This window comes from Streptomyces sp. NPDC046909 (assembly GCF_040644695.1).
Lineage (GTDB): Bacteria > Actinomycetota > Actinomycetes > Streptomycetales > Streptomycetaceae > Streptomyces.
Genome location: NZ_JBEYXC010000015.1, coordinates 268,162 through 288,349, shown reverse-complemented (window position 1 = coordinate 288,349; position 20,188 = coordinate 268,162). Strand labels below are relative to the sequence as shown.

The window sequence follows — 20,188 nt, the reverse complement described above, 5'->3', positions numbered from 1 at the left end:
CCCGGTCCCGGACGCCGTCCAGCGGGCCCGCCGGGCGTCAAGGACCTGGTCGTCGTCGTACTCCTCCTGTATGTCGGCGCGCGCCTCGCTCCGCGAGGGCGACGCGCCGCCACTACGTGGCGGAAGACGGCCGTGCTCCGCACGCCCCCACCGGTCGACTCCGTCGCCCGGTGGTCCGGCTCGCTCCGCGATCCGGACCACGGAGTCCGCTCCGCGGCCTCCGTGTGCGGCAGCGAGAAAGCCGGCGGGAAGAGGGGGTGACGGTGCGTCAGATTACGTGCCGGGGGGTGAGAGCCGAAGCCCGGACAGAGACTCCCCCGACCCGGCCGGCCACACCGCCTTCTCCACGGGCGCTCCGCCGGACCCACCACCGGACCACGGAGTGGTCCGGCAACCACCACACCACAGCAACCACCCTAAAAACAAAAGCAATTGACATCCCATCAACTATTTTGTGACTCACCATCAGATAACCTCCCCCTCAGCCCACCGGTCGACAGCCGCTAAACCCACCCGGCGTGCCCCCGAGACGCAACCGCGCACCACCCACCGGCCGCTCGCCGCTTAGCCAGCCCGGCGTGCTGGCGAGGCGCGACCGCGCCCTCCCGACCCCGGCCCGCAACCCCACCCACCGCACCGCAAGCGCACCTGGCGGGCCACCCATCCCCCAGGGCCGCCCGCACGCTTCTCCCCCGTGATTCCGCGAGCCGAGTCAAGGGTCGGCCGCAGGCCGATCGGCGCAGCCGACGCGGAGCGCAGCGCAGCGCCCTTTACTCGGCTCACGGAAACACGACACTGACAAAGAAGCGGGCGGCCCCACAGCAACCCAGCAAACGGACCCGAGCCTCAACACACCTATTCCAGACGGTAGTTCAGCCGGGCTGACTCACCTCCCAACAGAACGACAACCTCTCGACCCGATTCCGGACCACCACACCCCTCGACCACGCCTCGCTTCTCCTCGCCCCGCCACGGCCAACACCACCGAAAACTCAGCACCTCTAGTGCCACCCACAGCCCACGCAGGCGCGCGAAAACTCGTACGGGTGATTTATGACGACCGCCTCTCTGCTGCCGCCAGCTGCATCACGCCGTACAGGACACACCGCTTCGGTAGGGTTCAGATCCCCCGTCAGGCTCTACTGACATATAAGAGCGTTCCGCACCAAAAGCGGCCCTGACCTGCGGTGATGTGATGCCGTTTGTTCTAGGTTTCTAGAACAAACACCCTTCAAACCTGATGCCTCGTCAGACTGTGCTGAGGTGCTGCTCGTTCTGCCGCCCCAGAACACACCGGTTTACCCAGTGCTACCGTCCTCTTCGTGTTGATCATCCCGAGAGGGCTACGCTGATGGAACAGTTGCCGATCGTCCGCTCCGGCGAGCGCGTGGTGATGCGGTCGGACGGCAAAGGCGGCATGATCCTGGGCGTCGAAAGGATCAAAGGACGCGAGTTCGCCGCGAGTTCGGGGTGCAGCGGCTACGTGTTAGACGCCCGACTAACGCCGTGGAGGCAGCCCGCCGCAAGGGCAAGGTCGTCGCACTACGACAGCCCAAGCCTGGACGCAGAGCGAGCGCATGACCCCGCACGGCCTATCCTCGTTCCAACGTCGACCTGACCGGAAGTGGTGAGGCTCCGTGAGCACCTCGTACGCCCCTGCCCCACCATCCGACGCCCCCGTCACGATCCCCCGAAACGTCCTGCGCCTCCTGGCCCTGGTCGACCTCTCCACTGCCGGCCGTCGCGTGCTCGACGAGCTGCTCTACCTGAGCGACCCGGACACCGGCACTACCGAGATCAGCCAGAACGAAATGTGCACCGAGCTCGGCGCCAGCAAACCCACCGTGAACCGGGGCTTCAGGGAACTGCGCGAGTGCGGACTCGCCTGGGGTCTGGAAGACGGCCGGTACCAACTCCACCCCCTGCTGACCGGCGGCGTGGCCTTCTCCCCGCTCACGCCTGTCCCACAGATCAAAGCCGCCGACCCCGAACGCTTCGCCGAACAACGACGAGCCCGATACGCCTCCCAGATCGCCAACCTCACCCACACCATCAACTAGACACCCAACTGGGAGTCTCCCCACCCCCCGCTGGGGCAGACCCACGGCAACCGCACGACGCCGAGGAACCCGCAGCACAGCGGTAATTGGCAGAGGCGTTCCACTCTGAGGTGCCCACTGCCCAGGTGGGTCAGGTCAGGTTGTTTCGGGTTTGGTGTAGAGGAGTTCGCGGGCCTGTTCTGCGGCGCGGGTGGTGCTTTCGGAGACGAAGTCGAGGAAGCGGGCGATGTTTTCGAGGCGGTCGGCGGCCGGGGTGCCGGGGCCCAGGACGCCGACGCCCTGTCGTGCGATGTCCACGAGTTGGGCGATGTATCGGGCGCTGGCCATCATCGACTGGTACCAGACGTCGTCGTCGACGAGGTAGCGCTCGCGGCGGCCTTCGTCGCGTTCCCGGCGGACCATGCCCTGGCTCTCGAGGAATGTGATCGCTTTGGAGACGGACGCGGGGCTGACCTGAAGGCGCTGGACGAGTTCGGAGGCGGTGAGGCTGCCGGTGTCGGTGAGGGTGAGGCAGGCCATGACTCGGGCCATCATCGAGGGCATGCCCGAAGCCGTCATGACGGTGGTGAACACCCCCTCGTACGCGCGTACCGTTTCAGGGTCGCGTCCGTGGGCCGGCGGGAGCGGCTGGGTGTCGCGGGGGGCGGGGTTCCTGCGGCGGTGGGCTCGGTGTTCGGTGGCGCGGTGGGCGAGGTCGGCACGGTAGGCGGCGGGGCCGCCGTTTCGCATCACCTCGCGGGTGACGGTTGAGGTGGGGCGATCGAGACGCCTGGCGATCTCCGCGTAGGCGAGGCCATCGGACAGTCCCAGTGCGATCTGCTGGCGATCCTGCTGGGTGACGGGTGTGAGTAGTTGAGGTACAGGAAATCCCGTTGAGAACGATCATGTCCGCGGATCGTCGTGGTGGCGTGTGTGTCGGGCACTCGCCGTCCTCGGGGTCCAGTAGGAACGGACCAGAGAACCGGTGTTGCTGTCAGAAGTTTTGACAGTGTGTGATTTCAGGCGTCTGCTGCCTGGCCGTAGCTCGCGCGGCTGGTTGGTGCGGCTCGCACAGGTGAACAGGCGCCATTCCGGCTAGGGCTGCTGCGTACGCGGCAGGGCTGGTGCTATTAGCGAACGCTTGTCCTGTTCGCTGATAGGAGGACACGGAGGTCACCCACAAGGCCCATCCCCCGTGTCTGCGCCCTGTCGCTCCCGGTTGGGATCGAGTGCAGCGTCCTCAGCCCTGTCCCGACTTTCGCGGGGAGCCCTCGTGTCCAGACCGCCCCTGCCCCCTGAAGCCGTCACCATGTTGGAGCGGCCGAATCCAGCGGTGATCACGGTGCTTGGGCCGGACGGTGGTCCGGTGTCGACGGCGACCTGGTACGTGTGGGACGGCGGCCGGGTCCTGGTGAACATGGACGGGGGGCGCAGGCGTCTGCGCCACCTGCGTGCTGACCCGCGGATCAGCCTGACGGTGCTGGCCGCCGGCAACTGGTACTCGCACGTCAGCCTCATCGGCACGGTCACCGGGCTGCGGCCGGACGACGGCCTGCATGACATCGACCGGCTGGCCCGGCACTACACCGGGGCCCCCTATCCGGTGCGCGACCGGCAGCGGGTCAGCGCATGGGTGGAGGTCGAACGGTGGCACGGCTGGGGCGAGTTCAAGGACAACACTCAGGCCGGCGCCCGCCGCGACGGCGACGGCCTGCTCGTGTCCGTACCCGAGGAATCCAGTGAACCCGCAGAGGAACAGCCCGGCGAGCCCGGAGGTCGGCCATGACCCATCCCCTCATCGACGGCCTGCTCGCTCTGCCGCTCGACTCCGCCGTCCTTGTGGACGCGACGGGTGCCGCCGGTTCACCGGATACGTGCGCCCCCGTGCCCGCTGCCCGCTACGTCGACGACGTCCGGCGCTGCGCCGGAGCGCTGGCCGAGCGCGGCGTCCGCAAGGGCTCGCGGGTGGCCGTCACTGTGCCGGCGAACCGGGAGTTCATGACGCTCGTCCACGCCTGCCACTACCTGGGCGCGGTCCCGGCCCTCTTCGACCCGGGTCTGCCGGCCGAGGAGTCGGGCCGCGGCGTGGACAGGCTCGGCGTGGTCCTGTGGGCGACGGCGCACGGCGCGGAACCCGGCTCGACGCCGGTGGCCGCGCTCCTGGACGGCCCACCCGTTCCCGCGCCCACCCCCGTCACCGCCGACGACTCCTGCCTGATCATCCACACCAGCGGTACGACGGGTGCGCCCAAGCCCGTGGTGTGGACGTGCGGACTGGTCGCCTCCTATCTCGCTCAGCAGCGGGCCCTGTACGGCGGCGGGCAGCGGCTTGGTACCGAGTTCGTCGTGCTGCCGTTCCTCGGCCTGATGGACGCGGCGCTCGGCCGCACCCTGGTGCTGCCCCGCCTCGGCGACCCGCGCCCCGGCCACGCCGACATGGCGCCGGCCCACCGTCAGATGACCGAGCTGGGCTGCGACTACACCTTCGCCTCGCTCGCCTTCTGGCGCCGCCTGGTGGCGTACTGCACGGACAGCGGCCTGCCGATGCCTCCGGTGCGGGTCGCCACCGTCTCCGGCGCCCCGGCCAGCGCCCATGTCGTCGAGGATTTGCTGCGGGCCCTGCCGTCCACCCGTGTGGACATCCATTACGCGAGCACCGAGGCCCCGATCCCGCTCGCCGTGGTGGACGCCGCCGAGCTGGCCGAGCGCGCCGTCGCCGCCGCGCGGGAGGGGCTCGGGGTGCCGGTCGGCCGGGCGCAGGACGCCCGGATCGGTGTGCTGGCGCCGGACGCGGGTGCGCTGCGCGAGTTCGACGACACGGATCTGCTGCCGCCCGGCCGCATCGGTGAGCTGGTGGTTTCCGGCCCGCGCGTGTCACGCGCGTACGCGGGCCTGCCCGAGCTGACGGCCCAGGCCAAGCTCCACCATCGCGACGGCTCCCTGTGGCACCGCATGGGTGATATCGGCTACGTGGACAACTCCGGCATGGTCTGGTTCCTGTGCCGCCGCAAGCACCTGATGTCCCTGCCGGACGGCGATGTCCACCCCGACCAACAGGAGTTCGCCTACAACCAGCAGCTGGGCCTGACCCACTGCGCGCTCGTCGCCCTGCCGCACAGCGACACCGGCCGCCTCGCCCTGATCGTTCCGGCGGCAGAGGCTCACCGGGCGAGCGGGCAGTCCGTCCGCGAACTCGCCCAGCGCCTGGGCTGGCCGGTGCCGCTGCCGGTCGCCCACCCCGGGCCGCTGCCCGTGGACCGCCGCCACAGCATCAAGATCGACCGCCCGGCGCTGGCCGCCTGGCTCACCGAGGGCCCCGCCTACGCCGGAGAACCCGCACCCCAGTGAACGACGCCTACAACACCCCCGCCTTTCCCGTGAACGCGTTCGACGCCGCCGTGCTCGTGGCCGGGAACGCCAAACAGGCCGCCTACTTCTACCGGCACGCCTTCGGCCTACGCCTTGTCGCCTACCGCGGCCCTGAGACCGGCGAGCGGGCCACCGCCTCCTACGTCCTCCGGTCCGGCGACGTACGCATCATCGTGACCTCACCGCTCCTCCCCGACGGCAGCGCGGAGGCCCGCCGCCTCGCCGACCACCTGGCCGCCCACGGCGACGGCGTCACCGACATCGCGCTGGACGTCGCGGACGTTCCCGCCTGCGTCGCCTTCGCGGCCGAGAACGGCGCGACGGTCCTGGAGGAGCCGCACAAGCTCACCGACCAGTACGGCACTGTCGTACGCGCGGCCGTCGCCACCCACGGCGACACCCGCCACACCCTGATCGACCGCAGCGCCTACCAGGGCCCGTACCTGCCCGGCTACGAAGCTGTGGACCACGCCACGGACGACAACACCCCGCACTACTTCCGCGCCATCGACCACTGCGTGGCCGCCGTACCGCTCGGCGAGATGGACCGCTGGGTGGAGTTCTACCGGCGCACCATGGGCTTCTCCCTGATGAAGGAGTTCGTCGGGGACGACGTGGCCACGGAGTACTCGTCGCTGATGTCCAAGGTGGCGGCGGACGGTTCACGCACCGTCAAGTTTCCGATCAGTGAGCCCGCCCCGGGCAAGCGCCGCTCGCAGATCCAGGAGTACCTGGACTACTACGGCGGTCCCGGCATCCAGCACATCGCCCTGCTCACCGATGACATCGTGACGGCGGTACGGGACCTGCGCGCCCGAGGTGTCGCGTTCCTGGACACGCCGGACGCCTACTACGACGGCCTGGAGGAGCGCATCGGCACGACGCCCGCTCCACTGCACACCCTGCGCGAACTGAAGATCCTTGCCGATCGCGACGAGGACGGCTCCCTGCTGCAGATCTTCACCAAGCCCGTCCAGGACCGCCCGACTGTGTTCTTCGAACTCATCGAACGCCACGGCTCCCAGGGCTTCGGCAAGGGCAACTTCCGTGCGCTCTTCGAAGCGATCGAACGCGAGCAGGAACGCCGCGGGAATCTGTGAGGTCATACCCGGCGCAGGGACATCCCCGGTGGAGCTCATGCACCGGTTCGGCCACGACGGCCCCGAAGTCCTAGCTCAGACACCAGGGAAGAAGTGACCCGCCGGTAGGTTCCCGAACGTTCCGATCACTCGCCGAGGAGGGCGTTGACGCGGTTCTCGTACTCGCGACGGGCCTTGCGCTGGGCCGGGACCGCCGCGATGCCGTCGAGGGGCTGGCAGCGGTCGAGCAGTCGGCGGTGGACTCCAGGTGCAGCAGTGACGCGCAGGGTGTAGCCCTGGCCGCGTCGTACGGTCACGCCCTGGTCGAGCGCGGCACGCTCGGCGGGCTCCAACTCGGCCGCGCGAAGGAAGTCCGCGATCTTCCCCGGCATGTCGAGGAGGACTGGCAGTTCCGGGGCCGGGGCGTCCTGGTCGTTGGCCGTGTAGTCGGGCAGGAGGTCGGCGATGGCCGTACGGATGGCCCCGCGGCTGACCCCGTGGTCACGGGCCAGGGCGGCGATGGACTCGCCCTCCAGGTACGCGGCGCGCACGTCGGCGACCGCCTCGCCCGCGAGGGCAGGGCGCCGGCCGCCCTTGTTGCCTTTGGCCTCGGCGGCCCGTAGTCCGTCGTACGTCAGCTCGCGTTGGAGGTCGCGCTGGAGTTCGCCGGCGGCGGCGAGGGTCTGCACCATGAACTTGACGGTGGACAGGAGTTCTCCGGTGCGGTGGTGGCGGGCGGTGAGGTCCATGCCAGAGAACGCGCCGTCGTGGATGCGCAGGGCGAGGCGCTCGCGGTGCAGGACGTCGAGCACGTCGAGGATGTGGCCCGTGCCCCTCACGAGGCGGAACATCTCGGAGATGTGCACGGTGTCGCCCGGCCGCGCGTACTCCAGCAGCTTGCCGAACTTCGGCCGCTCAAGCGGGTGGAGGCGGCTGGAAGTGCCGCCGTCCTCCTCGAAGGCGATCGGGTCCTCGATCTGGGCCTCGGCGAGGACGAGGTCTTGGCGGGCGGTCGACTGCTCGTCGGTCGAGACCCGCTTGTAGACGAGATTGGCCACGTTCTTCCTCACTCCTGTCGGCGCATCGGACCCTGACTGTCATCTAACCCTGTCGTCAACGGTGATCGGATCTCATTGGATCTGAGCTGCCGTCATGTCCCGGAATCACTGGGTTCATTGGACGCCCGCGCACCCTGTCGGCAAACGATCCTTTGACGACAGGAAGGCGGCGCTGACGGCTCCCACCAGCCCGCCCGGACCTGCACCGTCGGGCGCCCGTCCTCACCCGCCTTGGGTGATCACAGCGCACCAACGGCCCGCTACAGTGAGCAGTAAAGCGGTGACTTTACGTAGTCATAGTGTGAACTGGAGGACGAATGCGCGAGGACCAGGCTGAATTCTTCACCGGCAGCGGCTTCACCGGAGAGTCCCTTACCTTCACCGTGGGCGAGGAGGTGAAGCTGACCAGCACCCCGTTCAACGACAGGTTCAACTCTGTGAAGGTGGGTGCCAACGCGAACGTGGACGGCTGGGAGGACACCGACGGAGGGCGGTGGACGGGGTGGGACACCGACTACCGGCAGATCACGCCCGGGCTGAGCCGCGTCAAGGTCAAGCGGGCCGAGGGGCTGCCGCTGATGATGCGCTTCGAGCAGCGGCCTTCGGACCCGGCCAACACCTACCAGCTCGGTGTGAACTTCGGCCTGAGTGACATCAGCACGCTCCTTCGACCCGGGCAGAGCTTCGAACGCGTCGGGGCGGTCAAGGACACCCGCGGCAGCTGGAAGCTCCTCCTCAACATCTCGAAGCAGAACCCCACCGAGATGGAGAGGCTGATGCAGAGCGGGTCCTACGTCGTGTCCGGCAGTATCACGCCTAGCGCGGAGTTCTCCTGGAACAGTTCAAGCCGCGCGGTCGAGATCAGCGCATGGCGCGTCTCTTCCCTGAAGTGCGAACCAGCAGACAAGCCCGGGCACTTCGTCATCCGCATGACGTGAGAGGCTCCGGGCTTGTTCACGATTCCCGCCACCTGCGGTCCGGCGCATGACCGGCTCGCCGATGACGGGTATCTGCCCCTGCCCGGCGCCGGACCTTCGTGCGGGCCATGGCGTCCCCTTCTCCTCTAGGCCCCGGGCGGCTGCGCGAGACCTCTGCTTCCACAACGAACGGCCCGACAGGTCGGGTGCGCCGCGCGTCACTCCTCGTCTTCGTCGTCCTCGACGGCGTCCGGGTCCCTCAACGGGCGCAGGTCCTGGCCGGGTCCGCTGGCCTTGATGTTGAACAGGTAGCGGCCCAGGAAGTTGATGTGCCGGTCCTTGAGCGGGGAGAGGCGGGCGACGTCCTCGTCCTTGATGTCGTAGCCCTCGGCGCGGAGCTGGGCGACGGCGGCGTCGAGGTAGCGGGTGTTCCACAGGACGACGGCGTTGAGGACCAGGCCGAGGGCGGCGAGCTGGTCCTCCTGGCCCTCGCGGTACGCCTGGCGGATCTGCCCGCGGCCTCCGTGGCAAATCGCGCGGGCCAGGCGGTGGCGGGACTCCTGCACGGTGAGTTGCCGGTTCATCAGCCGGCGGTAGGTGTCGTCGACCGGGTCGACCAGGGCGAGCAGGTGCATGGTCTTATCGATGCGGCCGTACTCGGCGAACGCGGCGCCGAGCGGGGTGGGGTGGCCCTCGCGGCCGAACATCCTCAGCAGGTCGTAGGCCCGGACCTGGTTGGTGATGAGCGACCCGGCGACGCGGAGCATGTCCGGCCAGTGCGTGGCGATCCGCTTGAGGTTCACCTTGTTGCAGGCGACGGCCTCCAGCGGACCGTACGCCTGGCCGCCGGGCAGGTCGGCCCGCCAGAACCTCTGGTCCGCAAGGTCGCGGAAGCGCGGGGCGAAGCGGAAACCGAGCATCTTGTACAGGCCGAAGGCCATGTCCGAGTACGAGGCGTTGTCGGTCGCGACCATCTCCGGCTTCACCCCGCCGTCGAGATTCAGAAGCGTGTCCAGCGTGTAGAGGCTGTCACGCGGGGTCCCGCGCACGACCATCGCGCCGATCCCCGCAACCTGGTCATTGACGGCATTCAGCCAGGTCACGCCCCTTTTGTAACCGTAATATTTGGGCGAGGGCCCGGTGTTGATGCTCTTCACGGGGACGACGAACCGCAGGCCGTCGACGGAGGCGAGCAGCCCGCCGCCCCACATCTGGGCCAGCTCGATGCGGGACTGGGCGGTGATGAGCGCGGCGTTCGCCGCGGCGATGGTGTCGGCGCGCAGGTAGTTCTGGTCGACGTGGGACAGGCGCGAGCGGGTCAGCGCCTTGTTCTCCGGGTCGGTGACCGGGGTCAGGCCGATGTTGCAGCTCTCCGCCACCAGCAGCGCGACGAGGGAGACGAGCAGGCCCTCCATGCGGGTGCGCCGCTCGAAGACGTGCCCGAAGGCGTCGAGGAACCCGGTCCAGGAATGGACCTCAAACAGCAGGTCCGGCAGGTCGATCCTCGGGAGCATCGCCTCCGTGGTGGCCTTGAGCCAGGTCAGCGACTCCGGCTCGCCCACGGCGCCGAGCTTGTCCACCGACAGGCGGGCGCGTCCGCCGCCCTCGGGGACGACGATCTCCACCTTCGCGTCGGCGCCGGCCTCCTGAAGACGGTCGGCCATCTGCCGCCAGGCCGCGTCCAGCCCCCGGACGAGCTGGGCCAGGTGCTCCTCGGCGTCCTCGGTCAGGGACAGGCCCGCGAGCACGTCCGCGCGCATCGCCTCCCACCGCGGCCCGTCCAGCAACCGGGCGCGCGGGTCCGCCCACCGGTTCGACGGGGAGGCGAACACGTCACGCCGGTTCAGGGCACGGTGCAGCTGCTCCAGGACGCACACCACGTACGCGTCCCGGTCGACCGCGCCCTGCGGCAGCTTGGCGTTGGAGAACACCGCGCGCTTCCACATCGCCGGCACCAGCTCGGCGTCGACCTCGCGGGGCAGCAGCGGCCGGTCCTTGACCCGGCGCCGGGAGAGCGCGGGCAGGCGCCGCACGGCCTTGAGGATGCGCCGCCCGGCCGGGGCCGCGTCCAGCGCGTCCGACTCGCCCAGAAGGGACAGGAACGGGCGCACGGTGTTGTAGCGCAGGGCCAGCTTCTCACGCATCGCCGCTTCGGCCGAGCCGTCGTCCTCGGGCACCAGGGCCTCGACGGTCGCGACCGCCCCGGCCACCGCCGTACGCGGCACGGCCTCCTCGACCGCCGCCCACAGCGCGGCGACGTCCAGGTCCGCCTCGTGCTCGGCGACCAGGTCCAGCTCCTCGGTGAGGATCTTCGACGCCTTCGCCAGGATCCGGGCCGCCTTCTCCAGCTGCGGCAGCATCGACAGGCGCTCGCGGTCCGACGCCCGCCTGGCCGGGCTGATCAGCCGGTTCGCCATCAGCACCGCGAACAGGTCGAGGGCGTCGTCGACCGCCTGCGCCTCCAGCTGGCGCACCACCGCCGTCAGCAGCGCGGTCCGCCGCGGCTCCGGCGCCCGCTCGATCGTCTGCGCCTTGCTCAGCTGCCCGTACCGGGCCAGCGCGGACAGCCGGTTCACCGGCACCCGCGACAGGTTCACCCGGCCCAGCGCGAACGAGGAGATCTCCTCCACCCGCTCCATCGCCCGCACCATCGCCGTGCCCGTCGACTTCACCGGCGGCGTACGCAGCCGCTCCAGCTCCGAGACCCGCCTGCCCTCCGGCACCACCAGCAGCCCGGCCAGCGCCGGCGCGAGAGCCGCATCCGCCCGGACCGTCGCCCGGGCCACCGCCTCATACAGGCGCCGCTCGGCCGCCGTACGGGCCTCCGACACCTGCCGGGCCAGCACCGAGACACCCGGCAGCAGCACCCGGTTCTTCCGCAGCCACGTCACCGCGTGGTTGAACAGCGCCACCGGCCCCTCGGCGTGCGTCCACGCCCGCCCATACAGGAAACCGCGAAACTCCCGCCCCCACTTCCGGTCGGTGAAGTCCCGGTACTTGAACCGCCTCTGGATCTCGTCCGCGTGCTCGTACACCGTCGAGCGCCGCTCGGCGTACCGCTTCACGCACGAGGCGTCCGCGATGCCAAGCTGCCCCGCGAGGTACTCCACGGTTTCCCACGGCACGGCGAGCGGGTCCTCGCCCAGGAACCGGCCGACGTAGCGGACCGTGCAGATCTGCACCGCCATGCCCAGCCGGTGCGCGTCCGTACGACGCAGCGCGATCAGATCGCGGTCGTCATCGTCGAGGAAGAAGAACCGCTCCAGCTCCGGGCGCGTGGGCGCCTCGGTGAACGTCCCGTACGCCTCGGCCTGCTCATCAGTCAGAAACTCCACCGGCACGAGGCGGACCGTAGCCAGCGCCGGCATCCGCTCGACGATCTTTCCGCGAACCTCAGCGAGGCCGCAGAACGGTGTGCTAGCCGACCGAGATCAATCTCACCGGGATTTCCTGTACCCCAACTACTCACACCCGTGTCACGAGGACAGCCGCGCCGCCCGACCACGCCCGCCCACTCTCATACCCGCTCACCGGAATGTCGCCATGGCACCTGCGCCATGGCACTACGCCATTCCTTCCCGAAGCACACCCCCCACCACCGCTCCCGAGGACTCACGCGTGCACAAGCTCAGAGCGCATGCCCTGGTTTCGGCCCTGTCGACGATCACCGTCGCGGCTCTACTGGCCACCGGCTGCTCCGCCCACTCCCCCGCCACCACCGGCGAGACAGCCGCCTCGACGGCCGAAGCCTCAAAGCCCGGCACCGACGACGAACGACTCGCGGTCGTCTCCGCCCCGACCGCCGACGTCGCCACCCCGACCGCCGTGGCCGCCGCGAACACGCCCGACCAGGCCCGGGCCAGGAAATCCGCGCTCAAAGTCGCGTCGTACGACAGGAAGAGCGGCAGGGCAGTCATAGCGGCACCGCCCTCCGGCTCGAGCACGGCACCGTCGGCAACCCCGTCGACAACGACCGCTTCCTCGCCCGCCGCCACCGGCACTCCCCAGGACGCAGGATCGGGCGGCGCGAATTCCAAGACCGCCGTGGCTGTCGGCGACGTCATAGCCAGCGCCCCCGCCCCCGGCGCCCCCGACGGCGTACTGGCCAAGGTGACCGAGATCGTCGACACCGCGGCGGACGGCAGTGCGACCGTGCAGACGGAACCGGCCAAGCTCAACTCCGTCCTGGGTAAGAGCAAGGCGGACGGTGCGGTCCCCGTCGACCCGTCCGCCTTGAAGGTTGAGCCGCTCGTCGAGGGCGTGAAGGTCTCCTGGGCGAAGACCGGGGATCTCACCTTCGGACCCGAGGGCGCGAAGCTCCCGCTGGGCAGCCTGCGCATCGACGTCGGAACCGCTGTGCAGACCGCCGCAGGTGCCCCCGTCTCGGCCGCCGCCTCGCTCGAGGGCTTTGTCCAACTGGCCCCCGAGGTCGCCTTCTCGTACGACGGATCCCGCGCTGCCGCGAGCTCTTCGCCCAGCGGCGCGTTCTTGGGTCTGACCGGCGAGTGGACCTCCCAGTGGCAGCTGAAGGGCCGCGCCGCCGGCACGACAAACGGGAAGCCGATCCGCATCCCCTTCGCCGCACTGCACGCCGACCCCGTGATCCAGGTCGGCCCGGTCCCGATCGTCGTCAATCTCGATCTCGTCTGCTACTTCCGGGTGGACGCCGACGGCCGCGTCACGGTCGACGCCGAACAGGACCTCAAGGGAGACTTCCGCGTAGGCGGCAACTTCACCTGGGCCAAGGGCTGGCGCGGCGTCAGTGAATCCCACATGACCGGTGAGCCCCTCAAGACGACGGTCACCACCGTCGGCAATGTCAAGGCGGCCATGGGCGCCGAGGCGACGGTGGGCCTCTACGGCACGGTGGGCGTCACCGCCGACCTCGCCCCCTATCTCCGCGCCGAATCCAACGCGACAGCTGGAGGTTCGGCGAACGGCACCGGCTCCGCCTCCGGCTCCTGGGCCCTGTACGGCGGAGTCGACCTGAGCGGCACGCTGAATCTGCAGCTGTCCATCTTCGGCACGCCCGTCTTCCAGACACGGATCCCTCTGGGCGCCGTGCACAAGGAGTGGCTGCTGACGAAGGGCGAAGTGAGGGCGTAGAAACCCTGGCGGCCAGGACGAGCGGGAGCGGGCCTGCTCAGTAGGCCACGCAGAAGCGCCCCTGATGGTGCGCGGCCTTGTCGGGCTCGTCGACGAAGGCGATGGCGTAGTCGGGGCCGGGGATGAAGGAACGGCCGTCGGCGTCCGAGAGGATGACATCACCGCCGAGGCAGAAGGCGCCCACACGTTCGCCGGCATGTGGGCGCCGAACCCGGCGGCGGGGCCGAGACGGAACCAGTCCGCATGGGTACCGGACGGCCCGAAGGACCTCCAAGGACTGTGGGTGCGCGGGCGTCCCGGCCTCGACGGCCGCGAGGACGCCAGCGACGCCCCTCGCCCACCCTCGGCTCCCGGCACCATGCAGGCCGCCCCCTGCCCGGACTACGACTACCCCGAACCGGACGCCAACCTCGGCAGCCTCCTCAGCGAGGCGGAAACGAGTACGGGCAGCAACAACCCGCCGCCCAGACTGCCCCGGACCACCACAACCGCCACATCGAACTGATGCGCCCCGACCCGCAGACGAGGGCGCTGTGGGAGCTGTTCTCCGACCCGATGGACCCGGACGACGCCCTCCGGTACGTCGCCGACATGCTCGCCGGCATGGACGTCCGGCACGACCTGGGCGACGACCATCGGCTCGTCGGCACCCTGTGCCCGGACGTGAAGTTGACGCTGGAGCGGCCCGCACCGGACGTCGTCACCGCGGTGACCCGATCGGCGGACCTGCTGCGTGCAGGTCGTGGGCTCCTGCTCCACCTCGTCGACCGCGTGGAGATCCGCGACGCCGCGACCGCGTGGACAGGACGGGGCAACACCGTCACCGCCCGCACGGACCGGGTGGACGTCGACGCGTTGCTCATCCGGCCAGACGGCTGTGTCGCCCGGGCCTTGCCCACCGGGCAGGATCTCGACGCCACCACGCTGGTGCGTGCGCTGGACACATGCTTCGGCCAACCGGCCTGAGCAGCGCATTAACGTTCGTCTCAGGTTCGCTCGGTAGGAATTAGGCATCCAGATAAGCGAGGTAACCCGTCGCGTCTTGCAGACGGATGCCGCATGGATACCGCACCACACAAACACCTGAGGAGAAACTGACATGAAGTCCAACGCAAACCCTCTGCAGCACCTCACGGGACGCCGCGGCTTTCTAGCCGGCGCGGCAGCACTTGGCATTGGTGCCGGCTTGTCCACGCATGCCATTTCCTCCCGCGCGGAAGCGGACGAGACTGCGGATTTTTTACAGCGAGACCAGGACCTGCCCTTCATCGGCACGGAAGAGACATTTTCCACCCATGAGTTGATGGTGCTGAACGACAGGCTGTTCCTTGAGGATACCGGTCTTGCCGAGCTCGGCCCGCGCCGCATCGGTGCAATGGACGAGGCGGGGCTCAACGTTCAAATCCTCTCCGCACATACGCCAGGTGTGCAGAATGTCAAAGGCCGGAAGGGCATCGATTTCGCGTATCGCCTCAACAAGATGCTCGTCGACGGACCGATGGCCACCTATCCGGGGCGGTTTCAGGCATTTGCAACCTTGCCGCTGCAGAGTCCGGAGGCCTCGGCAGACGAACTGGAACGCACAGTTCGGGAAGATGGCTTCCTGGGATGCTTGACCAATGGAATCATCGGGAAGAAATTCCTCGACCATCCCGACTTTGAGCCCCTGCTGGCGCGCGCCGAAACCCTTGATGTGCCGATGTACATCCATCCGGGCCTGCCGCCTGACGAGGTTTTCCAAATCTACTACAGCAATATGCTGCCGGAATATCAGAAGGAGTTCCAGGACCAGGTTCTCAGCATCTCCGCCTATGGATGGCACCAGGAAGTCGTTACTCAGTGCCTCCGAATGATCACCTCAGGGGTATTCGACAGGCATCCCAAGCTCCAGATTATCATCGGCCATATGGGAGAGGGCCTTCCGTTCTTCTACGAACGCATCGTAGAGAAGATGGGCGAAGTGACCGAGAAAAGCCTGGACAAGCCGTTCGAGCAGTATTTCCATGAAAATTTCTGGTTCACAACCAGCGCATTCCCCCAGACTGAACTGCTCGATCTCCTGCTGAAGCACATAAGTGTGGATCGAGTGATGTTTGCAACCGACTATCCGTTTGCGGATATGAAAACTCAAACCGACTGGCTCCGGGGAGTAGCTTTGCCGCGCGAAGCCAAGGAAAAAATTGCATTCCGAAATGCGGAAAAACTGTTCGGAATTAAAGTCTGACACATTCCGACGGGCAGAATGATTCCCGTGAAGTATGCGATGCGCGGCTGCCGCATTACGCGGTCTTCATACAACGGCGGATCGCATGCTCTTCTAAAGACTGTCCCGTAACTGATCAGGCGAGTCGACAGTCCTCTTCTGAGCAACGAAGATGTGAGGTCATCGATCCGTTCAAGGTCGGAGGGAACACCGAGGTTCAGGGCGTACAGGGCGGCTGAGGGTGATCACGCCGATCTGCTGCGGGAGTTCGGGCAGGCTGCCGTCGTCGGGCACGGTCCAGGCCACCTACCCCCACCCGGTGCGCTCGTAGACGAGCACCGGCTCGCACCTGTTGCCACACGCAGAGTCAGGGCACACGTGCCCGGTCCGCAGCGCGCGGGCCCGTTCTTCCTCCCGGCGTCGCGGCTCACGGGCGAAGGGGCGCAGCGGCTGCTGGGGTACTGGCCGCGGAGGTGTGTGGAGCGTCTCGGTCATGACGTGCTCGCCTCCAGGAGGCCGGTCACGGTCTGGGCGGAGGTGCAGGTCGAGCAGCGGCCGTCGCCGTCGGGGTGCGCGCGACGGGGGGCGGTCCGGGACGGAGCTGGGCGGAGCGGAGCAAGCCTCCGCCTCGGCGACAACGAACGCGCAACGGGTGGGTGGCGAGGCTGCGGACCGGCGCCGCTCGCCCCCTACCATTCGGGGGCGGGAGGCTCACGCGCGCCTCCGGGCGGGGGGCTGAGTATGTGGTCGATCATTTCGCGGCCGGTGTTCCGGCGCTTCGTCGGCGCTGTCGCGGTCGGCGCGGCCCTGGCTGCGATCTCAGGATGCACGGTTCCCGTCGATGCCGTCGCCGGCATCTCCGTGACCGGCGACGGCCATCTGCTCGGCGTCATGATGGTCTGTGGACATCAGATCGATGGCGCGGCCCTCTACGTGGACAGCGACGACGTCGACGAGGCGGTCACGGTCGGTTCATGGGCCGCCGACCGCCCTCTGAAGGCCGGTCTCACCACCTGGACCCTCGATTCTCCTGCCGTCGGCTGGACCGCGACCAGATCCCTCACTGCCCTCACCACCGAGACCACGTATGCCCTCTACGGCTGGACCACGGACAACTCGTGGTCATCGAGGAGCGTCTCCTTCACTCCGAGCGACCGGGACCGGCTCACTCCAGGAAAAGTCCGCTACGACAAGATCTCGGACAGTGGTGAGGAATCCGAAGTCACGGTCCCCATAGCGGAGTTCAAAGCGAGGGCCTGCCAGAACAAGTAACGCTACGGCGCCTCCGGCCAGGTCGCGGCGTTTCCGTTGTCGGGAGGCGCGCCCTCGACCTTCTCCGCTACTTCAGCACGATGCGCCAGCGGTTGTCGGCGGTGCCGTCGTCCGCGTCCTGGACCGCGAACGCGCCGACCGCGGTGGAGTTGCCCGCGATGGCTAGCAGCTTGCTGCTGTTCACGTTGCGGATCTTGTAGGTTCCGTCGCCCTGGTCGAGCAGGGTCCATTTGTGGTCGGCGGTGCCGTTGTCGGACCACTGCAGAACGGTCGCGCCGTCTGCCGTGTCCATGTTCAGGATGCCGAGCACCTTGCCGCTGTTGGCGTTGCGGAAGCGGACCGCGCTTCCATCGGTGATCATTTCCCAGTTGTGGTCGGCGGTGCCGTTGTCCGTCCATTGCAGAGCGCGGCCGCCGTTGGCAGTGGACATGGTCTGGATGCCCAGCAGGAGACCGCTGTTCGCGTTGACGAGACGGACGGTGTTGCCGGTGGTGTTCCAGTAGACGGCGTAGTTGAAGCCGTGCGCGTCGTAGAACGGGCCCAGGTTGACGGTGGAGCCGCCGGAGGTGGCGGTGAAGGCGAGTGAGCTGCTGCTGGTCCGTTTGATCGAGGACGTGGTCAGCGCGGGGTGGGCACTGAGTGCGGAGTCACCGTAGTTGCCCGCGAGGACGACCGGGCCGTAGGTGATCGCGGCGACGTTCGCGTTGTCGTTGGCCGGTCGGATGCCGATCAGCATGGGCAGGCGGACGGTGACCGTGTCGCCGGAGGTCCACGAGCGGTTCAGGGTGGCGTAACTACCGGGCGTGGTGGTGATGGTCTGCGCGACGCCGTTGACGCTGATGGTGGCCCCGGTGGTCCAGCTCGGTATGCGGATGCGCATCGCCCACGTTCCGCTGACGCTGCCGGTGACCTGGAGGGTCGTCGTGTCGCTGACAGGGAAGGTCGTCGTCTGGGTGACGGTGATACCGCGCTCCGTCCAGGTGAGCACCGACGGCACGAACATGTTCACGGTCAGCGTGGTGTCGTTGTGGAAGTAGATGGAGTCCATCAGCCGGGTGTGCATCTCCAGGCCCGTGCCCTGGCAGCACCAGAAGGTGCCGTAGTCGGTGCTCCAGGTGCCGCCGCCCAACGCCGGGCCCACCCCGCGTCGGCCTCCCGGCTTGAGGGGGGTGAAGTAGGTGACGTGGCCGTGGTCGTCGGCCGGGTTCTGCTGGCCGATGATCTGGTTGAGCCACGCGCGCTCGTAGTAGTCGAACAGCGCGACGCGGTTCGGGTCCAGCGTGAACAGCTCCCGGGTGAGGGTGAGCATGTTGATGGTGTTGCAGCTTTCGCATGTGTCGTTGGTCAGATAGCCGGCGATGGCGTTCGGGGCCCGGAAGTGCTCCGCCTGGCTGTTGCCGCCGATGGCGTAGGTGTGCGCGTCGACGGTGATGTTCCAGGCGTTGGTGGCGATGTCGCGGTAGCGGGTGGTGCCGGTGGCCTTGTACTCCCGGGCGGCCCCGATCCACTTGGGCACCTGGGTGTTGGCGTGCAGTCCGTTGAACTGGTCCTGGTTGGCCGCCAGGGGGTCGAACACCGCGGCGTGGTCGAACCGTTGGGCGACGGTGAGCCATCGCGCGTCGCCTGTCTGCTGGTAGAGATCGGTCAGTACGGCGTTCATGCCGCCGAACTCGATGCGCAGCATGGTCTGCATCTGCTGGGTGGTCAGCCGGCCGGTGCGCCAGTCGACCCATCCGGCCAGGGCGAGGAGCACGTCCCGGGCTTGTGTGCTGCCGATGTGGCGCCATACGTCCAGCAGGCCGGTGAGGGTCTTGTGGATGGTGTAGTACAGCACCTCGCCGCTGGTTCCCTGTTCGAGAGCGGTGAAGTTGGACTCGGGGTAGCCGGAGAGGTACCCGGGGTTGAAGCCGGCGGCGCTGTTGTTGGCCTGGCACTTGGCCAGTTCCGCGACCATGTACGTGGCCTTGTCCCGGGAGGCGGTGTCCCCGGTCACGGCGTACGACTGTGCCCATGCCGTGAGGAAGTGGCCCTGGATGTGGGTGCGGAAGCCGAAGTTCGGCGCGTCCCAGCCGCCGTTGGCGGTCGCGCCGTTGGTGGACAGCTTGTGGGTGGCGCGGAAGTTGTACAGCAGCCGGTCGACATCGATGAACCGCAGGTAGTTCTGGGTGCGGTTCTGGTTGTCCAGCCACCGGCTCGCGGTGAGCCGGACCTGGCCGAGTTCGAAGGGGTGCGCCAGGACCCCGATGTCGGTTCTCGCGGGGGTGATGGCCGCCTGGGCGGACGACGCGCCGAGGAAGGGTCCGGTGGCAGACGCGGCCACGGTGGCCCCGGCCAGTTGCAGGAGACGACGTCTGCTGACGGAGGGAGACATCTTGAGCCTTTCGCTAGGGCAGGGAGGCTGCTTGGGCTTTTGATGTGCCGGCTCACACGTCCGACGGTCGGTCGGGCGTGGCGCGGCACGGGCTCGCGTGCTGCCGACGCGGCGCCCTACGGCCGGCAGGGCGACGGCAACCGCCCCACGTGGTTCGACTTTTCAAACGTCGTCCGAAATATGGAACGTAAATCCTCGCTGACGCATGGGATGGATTAACGGGTACGGACGTTGCTTGTGTCTAGCCTGTGAACACAAACTCTTACCGGCTGCCCGCTCATCCCGTAGTTCTTCGGCCACGCCGCGCAGGCGCGCAGTTCCGCGCCCCGGTAGGAGACGGAGGTCGCCTGCGGGTGCGGCGTGCCGGGGGTTGTACAGGCGGGGGTTGTCGCTGGAGGCGTGGGAGCGAAGGCGGACACTCGTGGCCCCCTTGAGCCACTGCGGTCCTCTCGAATGAGCCGGGCCAGGGGGCCGGGCGAGTGCCGGATGGCTCATTTGTACGTTCGGTTAATCGGATGTGTCGGATGTATTGACGCGCTCTCTTTTCCGGATCTAGCCTCTGCCCGATTTCACGAACAGCGTTCGATATATCGTCCACCACGCCTGATCGGAGAGCGAGTTGACTCTGAAGGCTTCCGGCCGAACCTCCCCCATCTGAATCGCTGTCACGGGCACTGAGAAGCGCAGACACCCGGCCCGTGCCGCAACCGCCCCACCTGGACAGACGCATGTGCTCACGCGCCCTGACCCGCCGTCACCACGACGTCCTGGGCG

The 20,188-nt window shown here is 68.2% G+C and carries 14 protein-coding genes and 2 pseudogenes; 11 read left to right on the top strand and 5 right to left on the bottom strand.

Going from position 1 to position 20,188, the window contains the following annotated elements:
- Positions 1 to 261 (top strand): hypothetical protein (locus ABZ928_RS39540; RefSeq protein ID WP_361529864.1); only part of this gene is annotated, 261 nt, incomplete at its 5' end.
- A gap of 1,376 nt (positions 262 to 1,637) precedes the next feature.
- On the top strand, positions 1,638 to 2,060 hold the full coding sequence (locus ABZ928_RS39535; protein WP_361529861.1) for a helix-turn-helix domain-containing protein: 423 nt from the start codon (positions 1,638 to 1,640) through the stop codon (positions 2,058 to 2,060).
- 135 nt (positions 2,061 to 2,195) lie between these two features.
- On the opposite strand, the pseudogene ABZ928_RS39530 reads toward ABZ928_RS39535, so the two are convergent.
- Positions 2,196 to 2,900: pseudogene (locus ABZ928_RS39530) on the bottom strand (helix-turn-helix domain-containing protein); the annotation flags it as partial.
- Positions 2,901 to 3,312: 412 nt separating this feature from the next.
- Here ABZ928_RS39530 and ABZ928_RS39525 point away from each other — a divergent pair.
- From ABZ928_RS39525 to hppD, 3 genes and pseudogenes are all read left to right on the top strand, one after another.
- Positions 3,313 to 3,726 (top strand): annotated as a pseudogene (locus tag ABZ928_RS39525) (TIGR03618 family F420-dependent PPOX class oxidoreductase); the annotation flags it as partial.
- Positions 3,727 to 3,821: 95 nt separating this feature from the next.
- Positions 3,822 to 5,387, top strand: coding sequence for an AMP-binding protein (locus ABZ928_RS39520; protein ID WP_361529858.1), 1,566 nt, complete (start codon positions 3,822 to 3,824; stop codon positions 5,385 to 5,387).
- Between the two features lie 29 nt (positions 5,388 to 5,416).
- The gene (gene hppD, locus ABZ928_RS39515; RefSeq protein WP_361529888.1) at positions 5,417 to 6,508 is read left to right on the top strand and encodes a 4-hydroxyphenylpyruvate dioxygenase; all 1,092 of its coding nucleotides are present in this window, start codon (positions 5,417 to 5,419) and stop codon (positions 6,506 to 6,508) included.
- 125 nt (positions 6,509 to 6,633) lie between these two features.
- On the opposite strand, the gene ABZ928_RS39510 is transcribed toward hppD, so the two are convergent.
- Positions 6,634 to 7,545: a recombinase family protein gene (locus ABZ928_RS39510; RefSeq protein ID WP_361529855.1), complete on the bottom strand. Its 912-nt coding sequence runs from the start codon at positions 7,543 to 7,545 to the stop codon at positions 6,634 to 6,636.
- 317 nt (positions 7,546 to 7,862) lie between these two features.
- Here ABZ928_RS39510 and ABZ928_RS39505 point away from each other — a divergent pair, with 317 nt between their 5' ends.
- On the top strand, positions 7,863 to 8,483 hold the full coding sequence (locus tag ABZ928_RS39505; protein WP_361529852.1) for a beta/gamma crystallin domain-containing protein: 621 nt from the start codon (positions 7,863 to 7,865) through the stop codon (positions 8,481 to 8,483).
- 197 nt (positions 8,484 to 8,680) lie between these two features.
- On the opposite strand, the gene ABZ928_RS39500 is transcribed toward ABZ928_RS39505, so the two are convergent.
- Positions 8,681 to 11,803, bottom strand: coding sequence for a Tn3 family transposase (locus ABZ928_RS39500; protein WP_361529885.1), 3,123 nt, complete (start codon positions 11,801 to 11,803; stop codon positions 8,681 to 8,683).
- A gap of 277 nt (positions 11,804 to 12,080) precedes the next feature.
- Here ABZ928_RS39500 and ABZ928_RS39495 point away from each other — a divergent pair, with 277 nt between their 5' ends.
- Positions 12,081 to 13,568: a hypothetical protein gene (locus ABZ928_RS39495; RefSeq protein ID WP_361529849.1), complete on the top strand. Its 1,488-nt coding sequence runs from the start codon at positions 12,081 to 12,083 to the stop codon at positions 13,566 to 13,568.
- A gap of 37 nt (positions 13,569 to 13,605) precedes the next feature.
- Here the strand turns inward: ABZ928_RS39495 and ABZ928_RS39490 are convergent, their stop codons facing one another.
- The gene (locus ABZ928_RS39490; RefSeq protein WP_361529846.1) at positions 13,606 to 13,752 is read right to left on the bottom strand and encodes a hypothetical protein; all 147 of its coding nucleotides are present in this window, start codon (positions 13,750 to 13,752) and stop codon (positions 13,606 to 13,608) included.
- 99 nt (positions 13,753 to 13,851) lie between these two features.
- Here ABZ928_RS39490 and ABZ928_RS39485 point away from each other — a divergent pair, with 99 nt between their 5' ends.
- The 4 genes from ABZ928_RS39485 to ABZ928_RS39470 all read left to right on the top strand — a co-directional run bounded on the left by ABZ928_RS39485 (position 13,852) and on the right by ABZ928_RS39470 (position 17,043).
- Positions 13,852 to 14,073: a hypothetical protein gene (locus ABZ928_RS39485; RefSeq protein WP_361529843.1), complete on the top strand. Its 222-nt coding sequence runs from the start codon at positions 13,852 to 13,854 to the stop codon at positions 14,071 to 14,073.
- Positions 14,073 to 14,534, top strand: a complete 462-nt coding sequence (locus tag ABZ928_RS39480; protein ID WP_361529840.1) for a hypothetical protein — start codon at positions 14,073 to 14,075, stop codon at positions 14,532 to 14,534. The genes ABZ928_RS39485 and ABZ928_RS39480 overlap by 1 nt, the downstream gene beginning before the upstream one ends.
- Before the next feature lie 133 nt (positions 14,535 to 14,667).
- Positions 14,668 to 15,792: an amidohydrolase family protein gene (locus ABZ928_RS39475; protein WP_361529837.1), complete on the top strand. Its 1,125-nt coding sequence runs from the start codon at positions 14,668 to 14,670 to the stop codon at positions 15,790 to 15,792.
- A gap of 720 nt (positions 15,793 to 16,512) precedes the next feature.
- A complete protein-coding gene (locus ABZ928_RS39470; protein ID WP_361529834.1) occupies positions 16,513 to 17,043 on the top strand; it encodes a hypothetical protein in 531 nt (176 codons plus the stop codon).
- Positions 17,044 to 17,110: 67 nt separating this feature from the next.
- On the opposite strand, the gene ABZ928_RS39465 is transcribed toward ABZ928_RS39470, so the two are convergent.
- A complete protein-coding gene (locus ABZ928_RS39465; RefSeq protein ID WP_361529831.1) occupies positions 17,111 to 19,414 on the bottom strand; it encodes a beta-L-arabinofuranosidase domain-containing protein in 2,304 nt (767 codons plus the stop codon).
- Positions 19,415 to 20,188: the final 774 nt, after the last annotated feature.

Bases quoted from the DNA above. Each gene is read 5' to 3' on its own strand.
- ABZ928_RS39520 (WP_361529858.1), top strand. From the start codon at position 3,822: ATGACCCATCCCCTCATCGACGGCCTGCTCGCTCTGCCGCTCGACTCC.
- ABZ928_RS39505 (WP_361529852.1), top strand. From the start codon at position 7,863: ATGCGCGAGGACCAGGCTGAATTCTTCACCGGCAGCGGCTTCACCGGA.
- ABZ928_RS39480 (WP_361529840.1), top strand. From the start codon at position 14,073: ATGCGCCCCGACCCGCAGACGAGGGCGCTGTGGGAGCTGTTCTCCGAC.
- ABZ928_RS39475 (WP_361529837.1), top strand. From the start codon at position 14,668: ATGAAGTCCAACGCAAACCCTCTGCAGCACCTCACGGGACGCCGCGGC.
- ABZ928_RS39470 (WP_361529834.1), top strand. From the start codon at position 16,513: ATGTGGTCGATCATTTCGCGGCCGGTGTTCCGGCGCTTCGTCGGCGCT.
- ABZ928_RS39465 (WP_361529831.1), bottom strand. From the start codon at position 19,414: ATGTCTCCCTCCGTCAGCAGACGTCGTCTCCTGCAACTGGCCGGGGCC.